Source organism: Sphingomonas sp. RS2018 (assembly GCF_054489605.1).
In genome coordinates this window covers 134,604-156,381 of record NZ_JBTMWL010000004.1, presented here as the reverse complement: position 1 = coordinate 156,381, position 21,778 = coordinate 134,604, and the positions used below count along the sequence as shown (strand labels likewise).

11 protein-coding genes are annotated in these 21,778 nt (G+C 67.1%); 5 read left to right on the top strand and 6 right to left on the bottom strand.

Annotated features, from left to right (window positions below):
- Positions 1-84: 84 nt before the first annotated feature.
- Together pelA (ACX40P_RS13090) and ACX40P_RS13085 are read left to right on the top strand one after the other, a co-directional pair.
- Positions 85-1,404 carry a pectate lyase gene (gene pelA, locus ACX40P_RS13090; protein WP_459126798.1) on the top strand — a complete coding sequence of 440 codons (1,320 nt, stop codon included), beginning with the start codon at positions 85-87 and terminating at the stop codon, positions 1,402-1,404.
- A 49-nt stretch (positions 1,405-1,453) separates the two neighbouring features.
- Positions 1,454-4,768 carry a DUF4450 domain-containing protein gene (locus ACX40P_RS13085; protein ID WP_459126797.1) on the top strand — a complete coding sequence of 1,105 codons (3,315 nt, stop codon included), beginning with the start codon at positions 1,454-1,456 and terminating at the stop codon, positions 4,766-4,768.
- Positions 4,769-4,830: 62 nt separating this feature from the next.
- Here ACX40P_RS13085 and ACX40P_RS13080 read toward each other — a convergent pair whose 3' ends face one another.
- The 5 genes from ACX40P_RS13080 to ACX40P_RS13060 all read right to left on the bottom strand — a co-directional run bounded on the left by ACX40P_RS13080 (position 4,831) and on the right by ACX40P_RS13060 (position 13,710).
- Positions 4,831-8,307: a TonB-dependent receptor gene (locus ACX40P_RS13080; protein WP_459126796.1), complete on the bottom strand. Its 3,477-nt coding sequence runs from the start codon at positions 8,305-8,307 to the stop codon at positions 4,831-4,833.
- Between the two features lie 269 nt (positions 8,308-8,576).
- On the bottom strand, positions 8,577-9,857 hold the full coding sequence (gene pelA / locus ACX40P_RS13075; protein WP_459126795.1) for a pectate lyase: 1,281 nt from the start codon (positions 9,855-9,857) through the stop codon (positions 8,577-8,579).
- Positions 9,858-10,105: 248 nt separating this feature from the next.
- Positions 10,106-12,367 carry a S9 family peptidase gene (locus ACX40P_RS13070; protein WP_459126794.1) on the bottom strand — a complete coding sequence of 754 codons (2,262 nt, stop codon included), beginning with the start codon at positions 12,365-12,367 and terminating at the stop codon, positions 10,106-10,108.
- 118 nt (positions 12,368-12,485) lie between these two features.
- A complete protein-coding gene (locus ACX40P_RS13065) occupies positions 12,486-12,848 on the bottom strand; it encodes a hypothetical protein (RefSeq protein ID WP_459126793.1) in 363 nt (120 codons plus the stop codon).
- A gap of 115 nt (positions 12,849-12,963) precedes the next feature.
- Positions 12,964-13,710, bottom strand: coding sequence for a FadR/GntR family transcriptional regulator (locus ACX40P_RS13060; protein WP_459126792.1), 747 nt, complete (start codon positions 13,708-13,710; stop codon positions 12,964-12,966).
- Positions 13,711-13,840: 130 nt separating this feature from the next.
- On the opposite strand from ACX40P_RS13060, the gene uxuA reads away from it, so the two are divergent.
- Both uxuA and ACX40P_RS13050 read left to right on the top strand, forming a co-directional pair.
- On the top strand, positions 13,841-15,052 hold the full coding sequence (gene uxuA / locus ACX40P_RS13055; protein WP_459126791.1) for a mannonate dehydratase: 1,212 nt from the start codon (positions 13,841-13,843) through the stop codon (positions 15,050-15,052).
- 1 nt (position 15,053) lies between these two features.
- Positions 15,054-18,107: a glycoside hydrolase family 2 protein gene (locus ACX40P_RS13050; RefSeq protein WP_459126790.1), complete on the top strand. Its 3,054-nt coding sequence runs from the start codon at positions 15,054-15,056 to the stop codon at positions 18,105-18,107.
- Between the two features lie 21 nt (positions 18,108-18,128).
- Here the strand turns inward: ACX40P_RS13050 and ACX40P_RS13045 are convergent, their stop codons facing one another.
- Positions 18,129-18,467, bottom strand: coding sequence for a hypothetical protein (locus tag ACX40P_RS13045; RefSeq protein WP_459126789.1), 339 nt, complete (start codon positions 18,465-18,467; stop codon positions 18,129-18,131).
- Between the two features lie 221 nt (positions 18,468-18,688).
- Between ACX40P_RS13045 and ACX40P_RS13040 the strand changes: the two genes are divergently transcribed.
- A complete protein-coding gene (locus ACX40P_RS13040; protein ID WP_459126788.1) occupies positions 18,689-21,661 on the top strand; it encodes a PAS domain S-box protein in 2,973 nt (990 codons plus the stop codon).
- Positions 21,662-21,778 lie beyond the last annotated feature (117 nt).

Sequence of the window (21,778 nt, the reverse complement as noted above, 5' to 3'; positions counted from 1 at the left end):
AAAACCGACTTTGACAGATGAAATAGTGGGAACGAGGTTCGCATGCTAGGAAAATCTTCCGGCGGCGCCAATGGGAGAGAGCGAATGGCAACGGCGATATCGGCACGGCGGCTTGCCGTAGCGGTCGGGATGATGACGGCGATACCGTTGCTGGCGTCGGCCCCGGTCGCGGCGCGGGTGATCGGGACCAACCAGCCGGCACCGCCGCTGACCCGCGAACGCATCGCGACGCTGCCAGCGGCACAACGCGCGGTCTGGCTCGCCTATCTCATCCGGTCGGAAGCCGCGATGAAGGCGGATCGCGCTGCGCTCGCCGCCGAACTTCGCCCCGGCGAGACGCCGCCCCCGCCGCCGCAGGCGGTCGGCGGCGGGCACAAGCGCGCGTCCACCGATCGCGAACCGGCGTGGTACGCGACCGCCGAGGCCAAGCGGATCGGCGACACGATCGTCAGCTTCCAGACCCCCGCGGGCGGATGGAGCAAGAACCAGGACCGCGCCGGCCCGGCGCGGCTGCGCGGTCAGCGCTTCGCCAACGATGCCGAGACGATGGTGCTCGATCCCACCAACTTCGACGCGCCGGTCGACCGGTTCTGGACCTTCGTCGGCACGATCGACAACGACGCGACGACGCACGAGATGCACTATCTCGGCCGCATGGCTGCGACGCTACCGGGGCGCGACGGCGACCGCTATCGCGCCAGCTTCGTGAAGGGCGTGCGCTATCTGCTCGCCGCGCAATATCCCAACGGCGGCTGGCCGCAGAATTATCCGCTGGAGGGAGGATTCCACGACGGCATCACCTTCAACGACAACGGCGTCGCGCTGGTCGCGATGCTGCTGGAGGATGTGGCGGAGGATGCGCGCTATCGGTTCGTGCCGGCCGATCTGCGTCGTCGCGCGCAGGGGGCGGTCGCCCGCGTGACCGACGTCATGCTGCGCGCGCAGGTGCGCCGGGACGGACGGCTGACCGGCTGGCCGCAGCAGGTCGATGCGCTGACGCTCGCGCCGATCTCCGCGCGCAACTATGAGCCGCGTTCGGTCGCCAGCGGCGAGACGTCAGACATCCTGATGTTCCTGATGCGCCAGCCGCGGCCGACCCCGGTGGTGCGGGCGGCGATCGACGCGGGTGTCGCCTGGCTGCGATCGGTCGCGGTGTCCGATGTGGTCTTCACCCGGACACCGAAGGGGCGCAAGCTGCTGCCGAAGCCGGGGGCGGGGCCGCTCTGGTCACGTAACTACGATCTCGTCACCGGCAAGCCGATTTTCGGCGACAAGGACAAGTCGATCCACGACGACGTGAACGAAATCTCCGAAGGGCGTCGCAACGGCTATAGCTGGTGGAACGACGCGCCGGCCCGCGCGATCGCCGCCTATCCGGCATGGCAGGCGCGGGTGAAGGGCTGACACGTACCTCCCGCGAGCGGGTACTTCACCGATCACCAAGGAAACGATGATGACCCTCCGCCACCTGCTGCTCGCCACCTCCCTCCTGGCGCCGGCAGTGGCGGCGCCCGCGCAGACGCTCGTCGCGACCGAGGCGGTGCGGCCCAATCTCAAGGGTGCGACCGACCGCCCCATCCGCTACCGCCCGGACGGCGACGCCTTCGTCATCGAAAACGGCACGGAGCGCTTCAACCGCCCGCTCTATGGCGGCAACACCGCGTTCCGCGTCGATGGCGGCGACCGGCCGGAGTTCGTCCTGTACCTCCCTGGACGCGGCGGCAACCTGCGCTTTGCGGTGCGGTCGGCGGACGGTAGCGTGTGGTGGCTGCACGATGCGAAGTCGATCACGGCGCGCTATCGGCCCGGTGAGCTTGACTACCGGATCAGCGACCCGCGATTGGGTGGCGGCACGATCACCCTGACGCTGGTGGCGCTCGCCATCACCGAAGGCGCGGCGGTGCGGGCGAGCGCTACGGGGGGCGCGGCGGGAACGACGCTCCATTGGGCGTTCGGCGGCGTCAACGGTCAGCGCGGCAAGCGCGACGGCGACATCGGCACGGAGAGCGTGCCGATCAGCGAATGGTTCGGCTTTCGCCCCGCCTTCGCCGACAAGAACGTCGCGACGCGGGAGGGAAGCACGCGCTTCTCCCTTGCCGGACCACCCGGCCGCATCGCCGGTGCGGCGCTGAACGGGACGGTGGACGGCATCCGTTCGGGCGACGCATGGGAGAGTGCGGAGCAGCTGTTCGCGAGCGGCAGCGACGTCGCCACGCGCCCGGTCGTCACCGGATCGCTGAAGCTCGACGCCGGCGAGTCCTATCTCCTGCTCCAGCGTACCGCTTACGCGCCCGCCGCCAACGCCGACCTGTCGACCTATGCCGCGGTAAGCGCCGATCGCCGCGCCGCACCCGCGTTGCCGCCACTGGCCGCGCCCTATGCGCGCACGGAGCTGCCGGCGGTCTTTGCCGCGGCAAGCGCGCACGTCGCGGCGGTGCGTAGACGGGTGCGGATCGCGACGCCCGATCCATGGCTCGATGCCGCGGTCGGTGCGCTCAACGTTGCGGCGGACGCGGTGTGGGATGCTCCGCAATCGGCGATCATGCACGGCGCCGTCGCGTGGCGGACGAAGCTGCTCGGCTGGCGCGGCCCCTACGCGCTCGATGCACTGGGATGGCATGATCGCGCGCGCGCCAACTTCCGCGCATGGCTGCCTCGCCAGAACGTTTCGCCGATCCCGGCCGCGATCCCGCCGGCCGATGCCGACAGCAACCTCGCCCGCAGCGAGGCCGCACTGCATTCGAGCGGCGACTTGTCGAATTCACATTACGACATGAACGCGGTCTTCATCGACGCGCTGTTCCGCCATCTCGACTGGACCGGCGACCGGGCGTTCGCGGCGGAGGCATGGCCGGTGATCGAGCGCCATCTGGCATGGGAGCGACGCCTGTTCCGTCGCCCGTTCGCCGGGGGACCATTGTACGAAGCCTATGCACAGATCTGGGCGAGCGACGACGTTCAATATTCGGGCGGCGGCACCGCCTACGGCTCGGCCTACAACCTCTATCACAACACGCAGGCGGCGCGGATCGCGCGCACGCTCGGCAAGGATCCCGCGCCCTATGAGCGTGAGGCGGCAGCGATCGGCCGGGCGATGCGCGCCGAACTGTGGCTGCCGCGCGAGGGGCACTTCGCCGAATATCGCGACTGGCTGGGCGAGCGGGCCGTTCACCCGAGCGCGGGGCTGTGGAGCTTCTATCACAGCCTAGACTCGGGCGTGCCGACGCCACAGGAGGCATGGCGGATGGCCGATGCGGTGGCGCGGGAGATGCCGCGCCTGCCGGTCGCCGGTCCGGGCGTGCCGACCGATCGCGCGTACGGCGTCTATGCCTCGTCCGACTGGATGCCCTACACCTGGTCGGTCAACAACGTGACCATGGGCGAGAACTTGCACACCGCACTGGCGCTGTGGCGGGCGGGGCGCGGTGAAGACGCCTTCACGCTCGCGAAGGGCGCGCTGCTCGCCAGCATGTACATGGGGATCAGCCCCGGCAACGTCGGGTCGATGAACTATCTCGACGTCTATCGGCGCGAGGCGCAGCGCGACTTTGCCGACGGATCGGGCGTGATGGCGCGGACGATCGTCGAGGGGCTGTTCGGCGTAACGCCCGATGCGCTCGCGCGCCGGCTGATGCTGCGGCCGGGACTGCCGGCGGCGTGGGATCATGCCGCGCTGACCCATCCGGATGTGGGGGTCGATTTCCGCCGTGCGGGTGGAGTCGATCGCTGGACGGTGCGTCAGGCGGGCAACCGCTTCGGCCAATTGCGGCTGCGGCTGACCGCGTCGCACGATGCGGCCAGCGTGACGGTTGGTGGACGCCCGGTACGCTTGGCGATCGATCCCGACGCGATCGGCGCGCCGGCGATCCTGATCGATGTGCCATTTGGCGCGGAGACCGAAGTCGTCTTACGCTGGTCCGGACGGCCGATCGCCGCGACGACCGCCGCGGGATCGGACTTCGTGCAGAAGCGGCAGGGGTCGATGACGTGGTGGGTGCCGGTCGGAGCCGCGCCGCCGCTGTCACCCGTGCCCATGGTAGTGGACCGCGCGCCGACGGGGGCGCAGCGGCCGATCGACCTGTCGCGCGTCTTCAACGACGACGTCACCGCGACCTTCGCGCCCGGCAAGTACCGGAATCCCCGCTCGCCCTTCGCGTCGCTCGCGCTACCGTCTCAGGGGCTGGGCGCCTGGGCGGGGCATGTGAACGCGACCGCGGAGATCGACGACCGCGGCCTGCGCGGGGCAGGGGGCGAACTGCGCCTGCCCGACGGCGGCCGCTTCGCCACGCCTACCACCGGCCGCAACGCGGTATTCGTGTCGAAGTGGCAGAATTACCCGGCCGCAGCCACCGTTCCTCTGACCGGCAATGGTCGCTTCCTGCGCCTGCTGATGGCCGGCAGCACCAACGCGATGCAGAGCCGGATCGACAATGGCGAGGTGATCGTCACCTATGTCGACGGCGGCACCGCACGGCTGGCGCTCCACAACCCGACGACCTGGTGGCCGATCGAGCGCGACTATCTGATCGATGACTATCAGTTCCGCGCGCCGGGGCCCCGACCGCTGCGGGTCGATCTCGCCACCGGGCGGGTCCGTCGCGGTGGCGAGGCGGACGGCAGCGCAGGCAACGAACAGCGCGTGAAGGGCGGCTCGGCCACGGTGCTCGGCCTGCCGCTCGATCCGACCCGTCCGCTCAAGTCGCTGACCGTCCGTGCGCGGGCGAACGACGTGGTGATCGGCCTGCTCGCCGCGACCGTGCAGGACTGAAAGAAAAGGCCCGGCGTCCCGCAAGGGAAGCCGGGCCGAGGCGCCCCTGGAGGGGGATACGGTCAGAAGGTGATGATGGCGCCCGCGTAGTAGGTGCGGCCGAGGTTGACCGAGTCATACATGTACGGCGTGCCACCGCCGATGTCGCGATAGTCGCTTGGTGTGAACTTATCGATTGGCGTATTCAAAAGGTTCTTGCCTTCAGCGAATAGCTGGAAGTTCTTATTTACTGCGTATGCAGCGCGGGCATCGAGCGTTTCGGTTCCACTTTTAAACACTGGCGTCACTATCTTGTAATAGGACGTCGTGGTGGTCGCGCCGGTGACGCCAGGGATCGCCGGTACACGGCTTACAGCATTTGCCTGCGTCTGATCATAGTAGATATCACGCTTCTGATAGGCCACACGAGCACTCAGCTTGCCATCGTCGTACCAAAGATTGACGTTGTAATAATATTTGGACTCGGAGCGCGGTGGAAGCGCTTTGCCGGAGAAGACGTCGACAAAGGTATTCTCCTCGTTCGACTTCGTGAATGAGTAGTTGAAGCCGCCGCCAAAGTATCTCAGGAAGCTCGGCAGGAACTTGAACGCGGTGCGGCCTGCAATTTCGAAGCCACGCTGTCGCAGACCGCTCGGACCGTCCTGATAGCTTTGCACTTCGTAGGTTTCGCCGCCAAGTTCGTACGCGCCGATGCTCACGCCCTCCGGACGTCCGGAACGGACACTGATCTGGTATATCGCACCGGTCAGCTGCGTATCGCGATTGGGATACCATTCCAGCGACAGGTTCTGCGTGGTTGCACCATATCCCTTCAGTTCCGGATTGCCGATGCGACCCGAGCAGCGATTGACGAAGTTCGCCAGGACGCTTGCACCCTCGGCATCATCGCCGGTCGAGGGATCGTCATCCTGCACTGCGCCCGGATTGGCAGCGATGAACGCCTCCAGTGCGGCGCGCTGGGCCGGATCGACCAGACCGCAGGATACGGTTCCGTTGCCGGTCAATTCTAGCACGCTGGGCCGCGCCCGCTGGAGCGCGCCGGAATAGCGCAGGACCATCTTGTCCTCGATCGGCCAAACCGCAATGTTGACGCTCGGCAACCAGTCTTCGCTCGTACGGCTGATGTCGGCCACGTCGCGCCGGATCAACTGGTTCTCGATGTTGAAGCCAGGAAACGGCGTGGTGACCGCCGTCGCCACGCGGCGGCTGAAGTCGATCGCCGGCTGCCCGTCCACCTTTATCCGCTGGTAGCGTACACCGACGTTGCCGTTCACAAGCAGCCCCGCAGGGCGCATGTCGAAATCCATCATCGCATAGGCCGAGGACGTGACTTCCGCGGTCTTGAACGAGGCCCGGGGATAGACCTTCCCATCCGACGCTTTGCACTCGTACAGGCAATTGATGTCGCGGTAGCTCAGGTCGATATATTGCGCGAGCGTCCTCTGGAATGCTTCCACATCATAGGTACCCCATGACGAGAGAAGGCCTTCGCCGCTGCGTGACCCGGCATAGAAGTTCGCGCCTGGAAGTGCGATCAGGCTTGAGTTGATGATGTTCTGATATTGATCCCGCGTCAGCGTGTAGATGCGGGCCAACTGGTTGGTGCTAGTGGCGGAGGTATCGCGCGGGACCGATCCGAACTGACAAGGGGTGGCCGCAGGGGCGAGCGCGGGATCGCAGAACTGGATCAGGTCCAGCGATTGCGCGCGTGTCTGGTACAGACCTGGCGACAGGATCGCACCGGAGGTGCTTCGCCAACTCGCTTGATCGCGGGTGCGATGCTGAAAGCCTGCTTTCAAGCGGGTGATCGGACCGAAATTCTCGAACACGCGATCCACGTCGAGCTGGTAGTTCCACTCGCTGTTCCGGTCGTCGGACGGCGTATACTCATACTGCGACGACGCGCTGACGCCGTTGGTTCCGACTGTCGGATAATAGGAGGGCGAGCTGAACAGATCGACGTTCGGCACCGCGATATTCCACAGGCCCGTCTCTGGCTGCAGTCGGTAATTGGCTATGTCGATCGGCGCGAGAAACGAGAAGGCATTGTCTTCGCGGGTCGCTGTCGATTTGCTGTATTGAACACGCGCCTTGGCCGTCCACGGGCCGGAATAAAAATCGGCACCGGTCTGCGCATAATCCTGTCGGACCTTGCGCTGAATGTCGCGGACCTGGGTGGTGACGTTCAGCGTCGTAGAGAACTGGTTGCCGGTGCCGCGCGCGATATCAAAGGCGGTGACATAATGGTTCTCGTTCACCACGACGTTGCGGATATTACTGCCAGTCAGCGCGCCCGAGGTGTTAGTCGTGCCGACCGGCGTAGCGACGCTCCAGTTATAATCCTGTGACGAAACGCGACGGATATTGGGATTATAGGAGGCGAAGACCGTCAGGTCGCTATTGACGCGCCAGTCGGCGCGAGCCTGGATAGAGATATTTTTCGTCGACCGGATTTGACGACCCGGACGCGGGAATGACGGAACGAAGTCCTCCCACTGCGCATAGCAGTTAAGCCGGCTATTGATTCCCGTCGTCGACAGTGCCGCGCAGCCGGCCTTCGTCGTTACCGCTGCAGCGATCGGATCTAGCGGAGTCGTGAAGCTCTTTTGCGGCGAGTTGTCGTAGTCGCCAAGCGGGATATAGCCCGCCCGCTCGACCGCGACGCGCGCATAATCCGTGCCCACGATCTGGTTTTCATACGTACCGCTGACATACACGCCGACGTCACCACCGAAAAATTTCTGCGTGACGATGCCGTTGATGCGCGGCGTGTAGCGCTGGCTGAGCGACTGGTAAGCGCCCTGTACGTTGAGGCGATACAGCGGCTTCGCGAAGTCGAGGCCGGTGCGCTGTTCGATCCGCACGGTGCCGCCGACGCCGCCGGGCGTCATGTCGGCGGTCTGGCCCTTGATGACATCGACGCTTTTGATGAGGTCAGACGAAATTTCGCCGACCTGCGCTGCACGGCCGCCCTGATTGTTGGTCGGTAGCGTCGTCATGCCGTCGACCTCGACGCGGATCAGATCGGCTGCCTGGCCCCGGATCGTGAAGCCGCCCTGCTCGCCAGAGTCGGACACGTCCAGCGCGACGCCGGCGATGCGGGAGATCGCTTCGGCGGCGTTCTTGTCGGGGAACTGCCCGACGTCGTCGGCGACGATCGAGTCCTGCGCGGTGCGGGCGGTGCGCTTGCGGGCGATTGCGGAGGCTTCGGCGTTGCGGACGCCGGTGACGACGATGTCGCCTTGCGACGCGGCGGCTTCCTCGGCCACCGCCGGGGATACGTCGGTGCGCTGCGGCGCCGGGCCGGAGATCGTCTCGTTCCCCGGCACCGTGCTGTTGGCGATGCCGGGGCCGGCGACCGGAGCGGTCTGGGTCGGCGCCGTGCTGCTCGACGACGGGCGTTGCGGCATCTGGGACTGGGTGGTGGGCGTCTCGGCACCGGTCTGCGCCCAGGCGGCAGGCATGCTGGATGCGATGACCAGCGTCATCAGCGAGGCGCCGGTCCGGGATGCGATACGACGGGCCGCAATGGTGTTCATAAATCCTCTCCTCCTCACGGCCGAATTCCTCGGCTCGCTCGATCGCCCGGCTCATGTATCCGCGGATGGCCAACCGGTCCTCACCGGCCGCGTGGCATCACCCGCAAACCCTTGCGCTGGACGAATCCCCTGTTGCGGATCGATTGGCCTTCCCAAGCCTGACACCGATTACCCACTGTCCGAGTCGTAAGATAAATCCCATCAAATGGAAACAGGTTTTTATTAGTGACACAAACTTGTCGATAGGAAGCTATCGCTTGATGTGGGCATCACTCCGGTTTTCGCCGCCGCCACGCCGCGAAATCGGTCAGCGCCGCCTGCGGTCCGGTGCCGAACCAGGCATAGCCGCGCCGCCGCCCGGTGCTCAGCTCCATGACGTCGTCATGGATCGTCTTGTCGCGGTCGCCGAAAACCGGTGTGTTGGTGTCGACCGTGTAGAAGCGCGCCCACAGCAACGGCGCCGCCGAATCGGGGATCAAGCGCCGGCCCAGTCCGTCACCGGCATCGCGCCACGCCGTGTTGTGGATCGCACTTGCCGTTAGCCAGGCGATGCCCGCATCGACCGCGCGTGCGATCGCTGGCGTGCGGTGCGGCAGACCCATCAGGTAACGCAGCACTGCCGCGCTTTCCGGAGCCGCTAGCGCGGCGGGTTCGTAGTTGCGCGCCGAGGTTATGCGCAACGTCAGCGGATCGTGCTGCTGTCCCCATCCCGTCAGGCGTCCGCCGGCGGTGATCTGCATGCGCAGGATGCAGTCGATCCCGCGCGCCGCGGCGGCGGATGCCGCGCGCCGCACGTCGGCGGGCAGGGCGGCGAAATCGCCGCGGCCGGCGCCGGCATCGGTCATCAGCCCGAGCACCTGCGCCATCGCATTATCGTTCAGCGTGATCGCGTCGTGATAGCCGCCCTCGAGCGGCCAGACCTGCGGCCAGCCGCCATTGGGATATTGCGCCGCGAGCAGATAGCGCAGCCCGCGGACCGCGCCGGCGCGATAGCGCTCGCCCGCCACACCGGGCGCCGATGCAGCGACGCGGGCGAGGAACCGGATCTCGGTGATCGTCGCATCATTGTCGATCGTCCCGACATAGTGCCATGCCCCCGGCGCGTCGAAGTCGCCGGGCCTGGCGGCCATGTTCGAGTTGTTCGAGATGTAGAGCTGACCCGGTTGACGCACCGCGCCGTCGCGCGGCTGGTTCTTGCCCCAGCCGCCGGCGGGGGTCTGGAAACTCAGGATGACGTCCGCGACATGGCGCGCCTCGGCGCCGGCATACCAGGCCGGTTCGCGGGTCAGCGGCATCGTAAGTTCGCCGTTCCCGGTGGCGGGTTGTGGTGGAATGGGCAGGCCGGGCGTGCGTTCGGCGGCGAGCGCCGCTTTGTCGGCCCGCATCTGCGCCTGCGAGCGGGCGAGATAGGCGGTCCACACCGCGCGGTCCTTCGCGGGCAGCGCCGCGATCCGCTCGGCGGTTACCGCCAGCGCCGGCTGATTCATCGCCACGACCCGCGCAATTACCGGTGTCATCGCCACGGCGATCGTCGCTGCGGCGACCGTCATGGCCACCCTCGTTCTCAAGCCGAGCATCATCTTCTCCCCTTCGTCCCATCAAGCGGGACGTTTGTTCAGAGTGTAGAATGATTACGCATAGCGAGCCAACCCCTCTGTCGACCGAAGGTCGCGGGCGGGAAGACCGGGCAGCGCGAGATCGGCGCGGATGTGGAGGCGCTCTCGTGTGTGGCGGACCATCATTGCCAATCGCCGCTTCCTGTTGCGGCTGGTCGGCCTGGCGCGAAACGGTGGCTCGGCTACCGCCCCCCGCCCGGCAGCTTCTCCTCCAGATAGCGCGTCATCAGCGAGAAGAGGTGCAGGCTGGTGCCTGGCTTTTCGTAGATGCCGTGCGAGCGATCGGGATAGGCCATCATCTGGAACGGCTTGTTCTCGGCGACCAGTTTGTCGATCAGTTGTTCGAGGTTCTGGTAGTGGACGTTGTCGTCGCCGGTGCCGTGGACGATGAGCAGATTGCCCTTCAGGTTCTGCGCGAAATTGATCGGCGAGCCGTCGCGGTATCCGGCGGCGTTGCCGTCGGGCAGGCCCATGTATCGTTCCTGATAGATGGTGTCGTAGAGCTTTTGGTCGGACACGGCGGCGACGGCGATCCCGGTCTTGTAGAGATCGGGATAGCGGAACAGCGCGTTGAGCGTCATCGATCCGCCGCCGCTCCAGCCCCAAATGCCGACGCGATCGGCGTCGATATAGGGCCGGTCGGCCAGCATCCGGCGCACGCCCGCGGCGAGATCGGCGGAGGCGAGGATGCCGACCTTGCCGTAGATGCTCTTGCGCCAGGCGCGCCCGCGCGGCGACGCGGTGCCGCGCGGATCGATGCTGGCGATCAGATAGCCACGCTCGGCGAGCATGCGATGCCACAACGTGTTGCGGCCGCCGAAGCGGTCGGCGACGGTCTGGCCCCACGGCTCGCCATAGACCTCGAACAGGATCGGATAGCGCTTGGTCGGGTCGAAGCCCTTTGGTTTGGTCAGCCGCGCGTCGAGGACGGTGCCGCCCCCGATGTCGAGCCGCAGGAACTCGGTGGGGCTCAGCCCCTGCTGGCGCAGCGCCGCGTTCATGGCTTCGTTGCGCGCGAGCACGCGCAATGACCGCTGGCTGGTGAGATCGATCATCTCTGTCATCGGCGCGGTATCGAAGGTGGAGACGGTGTGCCGGGCGAAGCGGCCCCCCGGCGCGATGTCGTAGTTGTGCGTGCCCGATTGCCCCGCCGGCGTCACGCGTTCCACCTTGCGCGCGCCGGTCAGCGTGGCGCGGTAGAGATAGCGGTGGGTGGGATCGTCGGGCGCGGCGGTGAACCAGACCCAGCCGCTCTTCGCATCGACCTGCAATATGTCCACCACGTCGAAATTGCCGGGGGTGCGCAGATCGAGATGGCGGCCATCGGCGGTCGCGACATAGAGGTGCCGCCAGCCGTCGCGCTCGCTGATCCAGGTGAAGCGCCGTCCGGCATCGAGCCACGTCGGGTCCGGGTTCGCCTCCACCCAGGCGGCGTCGCGTTCGGCAAAGAGCGTCGTCGTGGTGCCGTCGGCGACGTTCGCCGACATGACGCGATACGTATTCTGGAGGCGGTTGCTATGCTGAAAAAGCAGCGTGCGTGAGTCCGGCGCCCAACTCATCTGCGGGATGTAGCTTTGCCGCGGATCGCCCTCGACCTTCACCCAGGTCGTGGCGCCGGTCGCGACGTCGATCGTGCCGACCTTCACCGCCGAATTGGCGGTGCCGACCTTCGGATATTGAAGCGGGATGACGCGAGAGTACTGGCCATCGGTGTTGGTGATAAGGTTGAAGGTGCCGACGCTCGACGTGTCAAATCGCCAGAAGGCGACGCGGCGCGAGTCCGGGCTCCAGCTCCACGCCTTGGTGAGGTAGAATTCCTCTTCGTACACCCAGTCGCCCAGCCCGTTGACGATCAGCGCATTGCCGTCGGTCGTCATCTGGCGCGGCTGGCCACCCTCGGTCGCCTCGACATAGAGGTTGTTGCCGCGGACATAGGCGATGCGCGAACCGTCCGGCGAGAAGGCGGCGTACATCAGGCTCGCGGGCGGCGCATCGCCGCCGACCTTGCGCAGCGTCTTGCGATCGAGATCGAGCAGCCAATAGTCGCCGAGCGCGTGCGTACGGCGGAACGGCTGGCCGTTGGTGAGGATCAGCAGCTTCCGTTGATCGGGCGAGAAAGCGTAGCTTTCGATGGCGATCGGCTTGTCGGCGCCCTTGGGCTTCAGCAGGGTCGCCGGCACGACGATGGTGCGCGCGTTGGTGGCGATGTCGTAGCGGACCAGATCGGTCCCGCCATCGCCCTTCGCATCCTCGATCGCCAGATAGGCCGCGCCGTCGCGCGTCCACTCGCCGCCCTTCACCTGTTCGGCGCGGATCGCGTCCTTGCCGAAGATGCGCTCCAGCGTCAGCGTCAGCGGCGCGGCAGCGGGCGGCGCCGTCTGTGCGGTCGCGATGGCGGGCGCCAGGCCGAGCAGGATGGCGACGAGCGGTGCACGACAGCGCATTTCAGACCCCCTTTCTTGCGAACGAAATCGCCCCTTCAGCAGACGTTCGCAGGGCGTTTTCAGCAGCTATCGGCGGCCAGTGCAACGGTGGACGACCGCCGTCCGACGTGGCGGCGCATTAGCCCTGGTATCGCAGTCTGTTCGCGAACCCCTCGTTCGTCTTGGTCATCCTGGCGATTTTCCTGAGGGTGGCGCGGACGTTCCGTTCGAAGCGCTGGTCGCCGTAAATGCCGGTGATCTGATATTCGTCTTGCGCGAGCAATGCCTTGAGCTGACCGGCGAAGGCTGCCTGGTCATCGGTGCGTCCGGTGGCGAGCAATGTCCGACAGACCCATTCTTCGGCGGCGGCCTTGTCGAAATCGTCCTGCGCCTCATAGCCGCGCCGATCCGCCGCCGCCTGTTCGAACCTTGCCGCCTTAACCCGGCTTTCCAGCCACCGGCAGACCAGATCGGCATCCCATGCCGTCGCGGTGTCGCTCATGATATCCCCCGGTTGATGTCGCGCGCGGCCTTATCCGAACGCGGACGGCATGGATATCGGCTTACGTCGGTTGGGTATAGTTTGGACAGGCCAGATGCTGACGGGCCGCCGCCGTCTAGCTGCGCGAGCGCGCGACGACCTGGCTGCGCTGGATGTCGAAGTCGGCCTCGGCCTGCTGGATCAATTCGAGGCGGGTTGCCTCCAGCAGGTCGTCGGTCACGCGATTGAGGTGCGTGCGCATCGCGGCGCGTGCGCCCTGGCTGTCGCGTGCCGCCAGCGCATCGACGATCGCGCGATGTTCGTCGACGCGCGGGGCGACGCCGGTGCGGCGCGCCTGCGCGAACATGTGCCGGCACATCGGCGACGTCTCGCGAATGTCCCAGAGCGAGCGCACCATCGCGTGGATCAGACTGTTGCCGGTCGCGGTCGCGATCAGCAGGTGGAACGCCCGGTCGATATCGACCTTGCTCGGCTGTTCCCGCCGGGCCGCCATGTCGTCGAGCAGCCCGCGGAGCTGCGCCAGTGCGTCCCCGTCGATCGCCACCGCGGCCAGCGCGGCGGCTTCGCCCTCAATAGCGGTACGTGCTTCGATCAGTTCGAACGCGCCGACGTCCATGTCGCCGATCGTGGTGCCCGCGCCGGCGTCGAGCACATAGATGCCCGATTTCTGCCGCGCCTCTACCAGCCCACGCATCTCCAGCGCGATCATCGCCTCGCGGATCGTCGGGCGGCTGACCGCGAACTCGCTCGCCAGATCGCGTTCGCCCGGCAAGCGCGTGCCGATGGGATAGCGACCGTCGGCGATGCGGCTGGCCAGCGTCTCGGCGATGCGCTGATAGAGTTTGCGGGGTTCGACGCTCATGGTGTCTTATCGGCCAGTGCTGGTCGACCGGCAAGCCAGCGTGTGAGGAGCTGGCCTGACAAGTCGCTTTCCAGCATCCTGCAATGACGCTATCTGGACAGGCCAGTTAGCCTTACGATCTGGAACGCCAATGAATTCGACGACTGCCGCCGCGATGATGACCCAGACTATGCGGTGGTTCGGCCCGGCCGATCCGGTCACGCTGTCCGATATCCGCCAGTCGGGGGCGAGCGAGGTCGTCACCGCGCTGCACGAGGTGCCGAACGGCGCGATCTGGACGCACGACGCGATCGCGGCGCGCAAGGCGACGGTCGCCGCGGCGGGCCTCGGCTGGACGGTGGTCGAAAGCCTGCCGGTGCATGAAGAGATCAAGACCGGCGGGGCGGAGGCGCCCGCGCTGTTCGACGCGTATCGCGAGAGTCTGCGCAATCTGGCGGCGAACGGCGTCGCCACCGTCACCTATAATTTCATGCCGCTGCTCGACTGGACGCGCACCGATCTCGACTGGCGCCTGCCCGACGATGCGCGCGCGCTGCGCTTCGAATGGGAGGCGGTCGCGGTGTTCGACCTGCACATCCTGCGCCGCGCGGGGGCCGAAGACGACTATACGCCAGAAGTGCGCGACGCCGCCGCGCACCGCTTCGCCGCCATGTCGGAAAAGGAGCATCAGCGTCTGGAGCGCACGATCATCGCCGGCCTGCCGGGGAGCGAGGAAAGCTTCACGTGTCGACAGTTCGCCGAAGCGCTCGCCACCTACGACGGCATTGATGCCGACCGGCTGCGCGCGAATCATGTCAGGTTTCTGGAGGCGGTGTGCCCGACCGCGGACGAAGTCGGCATCCGGCTGGTCGTGCATCCCGACGATCCGCCCTTCGCGCTGTTCGGCCTGCCCCGCGTGGTCGGGACCGAGGCCGATCTGGCCGCGCTGTTCGACGCGGTGCCGACGCCCGCCAACGGCCTGTGTTTCTGCTCGGGCTCGCTCGGCGCATCGCCCGACAACGACCTGCCCGGCATCGTCGAGCGCTTCGGCAGCCGTATCGGCTTCCTCCACCTGCGCTCGGTCGAGCATGAGGGCTATCGCACCTTCCACGAGGCGGCGCATCTGGAGGGCGATGCCGGCATGGCGACGCTGGTCGATGCCGTCCACACGCTGTCGTTGCGGGAAGGACGCTCGATCCCGATGCGGCCCGATCACGGCCATGCGATCCTCGACGACCTGACCCGTCGTACCAACCCCGGCTATGCGCTGCTCGGCCGGATGCGCGGGCTCGCGGAGTTGCGCGGCCTCGAACGCGGCATCGCGCATGCGCGCGCCATTACCCCGACACCGGAGACGATCTGACATGCGGCATTTCCTTCTGGCGACCTGTGCGGTGGCGACGCTCGCACCCGTCGTCCCGGCGACGGCGCACGACGCGTCGAACGTGGTGCGATCCGATCGCCGCACGTTCGACCTCAACCGTGACTGGGTGTCGAAGACGGGCGACCAGCCCGGCGCCGAGCAGCCCGGCTTCGCCGACGCCGGCTGGATCAAGGTGACGCTGCCCAACGCCTTCAACGAGCGCGAGGCGTTCGCGCGCGACATCAAGGATCTGTCGACCGGCATCACCTGGTATCGCAAGCGCTTCACCCTGCCCGCCGGCGCGACCGGCAAGGCGTTGCTGGAGTTCGAGGGCGTACGCCAGGCCGCCGAAGTGTGGGTCAACGGCCGCTCCGTCGCACTGTCGGAGCATGGCGCGATGGCGTTCGGCGCGGATATCACCGCGGCGTTGCGTAGCGGCGAGAATATCGTCGCGGTGCGCGTCGACAGCGACTGGCGCTACAAGGAGCGCGCGACCGGCAGCAGCTTCCAGTGGAACGACCGCAATTTCAACGTGAACTACGGTGGCATCACGAAGAACGTCCGCCTGCATCTGACGGGCGGCACCGCCTACCAGACGCTGCCGCTCTATTCGAACCTCGGCACGACCGGCCAATATGTCTGGGCGGACGGCTTCGACATCGCGCGACGTACCGCGACGGTGCATGCGCAGAGCGAGGTTCGCAACGACGGCACGGCGCCGCGCACCCTCGCCTATCGCGCCGAAGTCCGTGACCGCGCGGGCAAACTGGTCGCGACGCTGGAGGGCGGCCGCGCGACGCTGGCGCCGGGCGAGACGCGCGTATTGTCGGCGCAGGGGCGCGTGGCCGGCCTCAATTTCTGGAGCTGGGGTTACGGCTATCTCTACCGCGTGACGACGATCCTGTCGGACGGCGGCCGCGCGGTGGACGCCGTCGACACGCTCACCGGCTTCCGCCAGACCGCGTTCGGCGACGGCGTCATCCGCCTGAACGGTCGGGTGATGCAGGTGCATGGCTATGCGCAGCGCATGTCGAACGAATGGCCGGCGGTCGGCGTGTCGATCCCGCCGTGGATCAGCGATTTCTCCAACGCGATGATGGTGGAGAGTGGCGGCAACCTGGTCCGCTGGATGCACATCACCCCGTCGAAGCAGGACGTCGAGAGCGCCGACCGCGTCGGCCTGCCGCAGGCGATGCCGGCCGGCGACGCCGAGCATGACGTCGAAGGTCGCCGCTGGGACCAGCGCAAGGAGCTGATGCGCGACGCGATCGTCTACAACCGCAACAACCCGTCGATCCTGTTCTACGAAGGCGGCAACGAAAGCATCAGCGAATCGCACATGGCCGAGCTGAAGGCGATCCGCGATCGCTTCGATCCGCACGGCGGCCGCGCGATCGGATCGCGCGAGATGCTCGACAGCACGACGGCCGAGTATGGCGGCGAGATGCTCTACATCAACAAGAGCGCGAAGCACCCGATGTGGGCGATGGAGTATAACCGCGACGAAGGCGCGCGCGCCTATCAGGACGACTTCACCGCGCCGTTCCACAAGGATTCCCCCGCCTACAACCGCAACCAGGACAGCGCCGCGATCCAGGATGTCGCGACCTGGTGGGACTATTACCGCGTCCGCCCCGGCACCGGCCGGAGGGTCAGTTCGGGCGGGGTCAACATCATCTGGTCGGATTCGAATACCCACTATCGCGGCGACAACAATTATCGCCGGTCGGGTGAGGTCGACGCGGTGCGCCTGCCCAAGGAGGGTTATTTCGCGCACAAGGTAATGTGGAACGGCTGGGTCGTGCCGGAGACGCCCGCCAGCCACATCATCGGCCATTGGAACTACGCGGCCGGCACTGTGAAGGACGTTCACGTCGTGTCGAACGGCCAGGCGGTGGAGCTGTTTCTGAACGGTCGGTCGCTTGGGCTCGGCAAGCGCACGCTCGGCTTCCTCTACACATGGCCGGGCGTGGCATGGCAGGCCGGCACGCTGCGCGCCGTGGCCACCCATGCCGGCGGACGAACCTCACAGTATAGCGTCGAGACGGTCGGCGCCCCCGCCGTGCTGCGCCTCACGCCCCGCACCGGCCCGCGCGGCTTCGTCGGCGACGGTGCCGACATCGCGCTGGTCGATGTCGAGGTCGTCGATGCGAAGGGGCGCCGCGTGCCCGTCGCCAACGACATGGTCAGCTTCACACTCGATGGTCCCGCCGAGTGGCGCGGCGGGATCGCGCAGGGCGACACTTCGGGCAAGCCGCGTGCGGCAGAGGCGGTGCAGGGCGAGGTCATTCCCGGCACCACGCCGACCGCCGGCACCGCGCGGAACGAGGACAATATGATCCTGTCGAAGCGCCTGCCGGTCGAGAACGGCGTCAACCGCGTGCTGCTGCGCGCCGGCACGACCGGCGGCACCGTCCGCCTGACCGCGACCGCGTCAGGGCTGAAATCCGCGACCATCACCCTGCCGGTGGGCGCCGCGAAGCCGCTGACCGGCGGTCTCGGCACCGATTTCGCCGAGAACGCGCAGCCCGGCCTGCTAACGCGTGGAGCCACGCCGGCCGGTCGTTCCGACGTACCGACCCGCAGCACCGTCGTCCCCGTCTCGGTCATCGCAGGCTCGAACGCGGCTGAAGCCGTCAAGTCCATCGACGACAACGAACTGTCGCGCTGGTCGAGCGACGGGAAACGCGAGACCGCGTGGATCGAATATCGCTTCGACCGACCGGTGACGTTGAACGAGATCGAACTCAAGCTCGTCGGCTGGCGCTCGCGCAGCTATCCGTTGCGCTTCGTGCTCGACGGGCGGGAGATATGGCGCGGCGAGACCGAGCGGCAGCTGGGCTATGCCAATGTCGCCTTCCCGGTCGCGACGGGCCGCATACTGCGCATCGAGCAGACCGGGCCGGTCGCCGACAAGGATGCGTTCGGCAAGATCGTCGAACTGGCGACGGCGCGCCAGTCGGGCGACACCGGCGCCGATACGGTCCCGCCGGGCTGGCGCCTCGCGATCGTCGAGGCGGATTTCCACGGGCCGTTGCGGGCGGGGGCGCGCTGACGCGGGCGCGCCGTCCCGCCTTCAGTCGAGCGGCTGGGCGAGCAGCCACGCCCGGGCGCTGGCTTCGTCGTCGAACAACTCATGCCCGGCCAGTTGGGCCATCCGCTTCGCCTGCAGCCGGGACAGCGCGCTGGTCATCACCACTGCGGTGAACGCCTTCATCGCCGTCTTGCCGTGCGCGATGATGTTGGCGTGCGCTTCGGCCACGGCCTGCGACTGGATCGGATAGTCGGACATGTCGACGAGGATCCGGCGGCACCCGCCGCACGCGACCTGCAGGGCGTCGGTCTGGCGACGCAGCTCGGCGAGATAGGATGGGATCGCATCGGTGGGCCAGAAGCCGTGTACCTCGATCCGCATCAGCCGATGCTCGGGTTCGATGGTTACGTGATACACCGGCCACCCTCGACGCCACTACATGCTCGGATCAGGTGTAGCGCACGCGCCTGAACGAACCGTTAGCACGCACACGGAAAGGCGCCATTCTCGCCGCAAGTCGAATGCCGAGTCCTTTTCGTCGGCATCGCAAGATATCGGCCTGGCGCATTGCGTTCGGCCGCGAATGGCCGTCAAAGACCGTTATGGGCGAGATCAACGACTACGAAGCCAGGCGGCTGGAAGCGCTGGCGGATTACGGGGTGATGGACACGCCGCGCGAGGCGTCGTTCGACGAGATCGCCGCGCTCGCCGCGCGGCTGTGCGATGCGCCGATCGGCGTCGTGAACCTGATCGGCGATGGACGGCAGTTCTTCAAGGCCGAGGTCGGGCTGGGCGTCCGCGAGACGCCGCTCGAAAGCTCGTTCTGCGCCAAGGCGATTTTGGAGGAAGAGTTCCTGCTCATCCCCGACGCGACGCAGGATCCGCGCTTTGCGTGCAACCCGCTCGTCACCGGCGAGGCGGGGATGCGCTTCTATGCCGGCGCGGTGCTGAAGACCGACAATGGCCTGCCGATCGGGACGCTCTGCGTCCTCGATCATCGGCCGCGCGTGCTGAGCGATGTCCAGCAGGAGACGATCCGCGTCCTCGCGCATCAGGCGATGGCGCAGCTGGAGCTGCGGCGCGCGCTGGTGGCGCGCGACCGGGAGATCGAGGCGGCACGGGCGAGCGAGGAGCGCCTTCGCCTGATCGTCGACAGCGCGCGCGACTATGCCATCCTGACGATCGACGAGGGGCATCGGATCACCAGCTGGTCCGCGGGCGCCGAAGCCGCGTTCGGGCGGTCCGAGGCCGATGCGGTGGGCTGTTCGTTCGACGAGCTGTTCATGCCCGAAGATCGCGCCGCGGGCGTTCCGGCGGCGGAGATCCGTCGCGCGATCGCCGAAGGCTGCGCGCCCGACGTGCGATGGCACGTGCGCGGCGACGGGACGCGGGTGTTCATGAACGGCAGCACGCATCCGATGCTGACGAGCGAACCGGCCGCCTCGCGCGGCTTCCTGAAGATCGCGCGCAACGAAACCGATCAGCGCCGTCAGGCCGACGAACTGGCGCAGACCCGCGGCGAGCTGGTCGAGAGCGAAGCCCGCTTCCGCGCGCTGTTCGAGGCGATCGACGACGGTTTCTGCATCATCGAATTCTTCGACGGGCCGCACGGGCCGTCGAGCGACTATGTCCATGTCGAGGCCAATCCAGGCTATGAACGGCATACCGGGATCGCCGACATCGTCGGGCAGACGGTGCGCCAACTCGCTCCCGCCGAGGCGGACGGGTGGGTCGAGCTGTACGGGCAGGTGCTGCGGACGGGGGAGACGCTGCGGTTCGAGCGGTTTTTCGAGACGGCGGGGCGCTTTATCGAAGTGTCGGCAAGCCGGGTTGAGCCGCCGAGCCGTCGACAGGTGTCGGTGCTGTTTCGCGACGTGAATGCGCGCAAGCTGGCGGAGACGGCGTTGCGCGCGAGCGAGGCGCTGGCGCGCGAGAATATCCAGCGCGTCCAGCTGGCGCTGGCGGCGGGTGCGATCGTCGGAACGTGGCATTGGGATCTGCCGACCGATCGCTTCACGGTCGACGAGGGGTTCGCGCGGGCGTTCGGCATCGATCCCGCGCTCGGTCGCGACGGGCTGAGTCTCGCCCAGGTGGTCGCGACGGTGCATCCCGACGATCAGGCGGGGCTGGCGGCCGCGATCGATGAGGTGATCCTGCGTGGCGGCGCCTATGCGCACCAGTATCGCGTGCGCCGCGCGGATGGCCGCTATTACTGGATCGAGGCGAACGGGCGGGTCGATCACGGTCCGGACGGCACGCCGCTGAGTTTTCCGGGTGTCCTGCTGGACGTCGAGGAACGCCGGTCGGTGGAGGAGGAGCGCGATCGCGCGACCGCGGCGCTGCGCGCGCTGAGCGACACGCTGGAACAGCGGGTGCTGGACCGCACCGCCGAGCTGATGGCGGCCGAGGAGCAGCTGCGCCAATCGCAGAAGATCGAGGCGGTGGGCCAGCTGACCGGCGGCGTCGCGCATGATTTCAACAATCTGCTGACCGTCATTCGCGGGTCGGTCGACCTGCTGCAGCGTCCCAACATCACCGAGGAACGGCGCGCGAAATATATCGCGGCGATCTCCGATACCGCTGACCGGGCGACCAAGCTGACCAGCCAGCTGCTGGCATTCGCACGGCGGCAGGCGTTGAACGCCGAGGTGTTCGACGTGGCCGACAGCATCGGCAACATCCGCGAGATGCTGGGGACGCTGACCGGCTCGCGCATCCGGATCGCGGTCGAGACGCCGCACGGGGCCTTTCCGGTGCGGGCGGATCGCAGCCAGTTCGACACCGCGCTCGTCAACATGGCGGTCAACGCGCGTGACGCGATGAACGGCGAGGGCGTGCTGACCATCGGGATCGCGGAAGTGGACGGCATTCCGGCGGTGCGCTCCCATCCGTTCGTACCCGGCAGCTTCGTCGCCGTCGCGATCACCGACACTGGATCGGGCATCCCCGCCGATCAGGTCGATCGCATCTTCGAGCCGTTCTACACGACCAAGGGGGTGGGACACGGCACGGGTCTGGGCCTCAGCCAGGTCTTCGGCTTCGCCAAACAGTCGAGCGGCGACGTGCTGGTCGACAGCGTGCCGGGGCAGGGCTCGAGCTTCACCCTGTATCTGCCCAGGGCGACCGAAGCGGGTCCGGCGGACGGATCGTCGTCCGACACCGACTTCGTTCCGCTGGCGCCCGGCGCCCGCATCCTGGTGGTGGAGGACAATGACGAGGTCGGCTCCTTCGCGCTGCAGGCGCTGGGCGAGCTGGGCCATCGCACCATCCTGGCCGCCGACGCGGCCAGCGCGCTGGTCGAGCTCGGGCGAAAGGACGCTGGCTTCGATCTCGTCTTCTCGGATGTCGTCATGCCGGGCATGTCGGGAATCGAGCTGGAGCGCGAGATCCGAAGCCGTCACCCCGGCCTGCCGGTCGTGCTGACCAGCGGGTATAGCAGCGTGCTGGCCGAGCAGGACCGGCACGACTTCGAGATATTGAAGAAGCCCTATTCGCTGACCGAACTGGCGCGCGTGCTGGCGCGGGCGGCGGCGAGGACGAAGTCCGAGGCCGGGGAGCCTGCGCTGCCGAACTGAGCGCAGCATCGGTGCTCGCGGTGGTCGGGTCGGATTATTGAAGCGGGTTGTGACGGAAATGCTGCCCGGCATACTCTACCCTCTCGAAGGAGACGTGCCACGACACGCCACGACCTA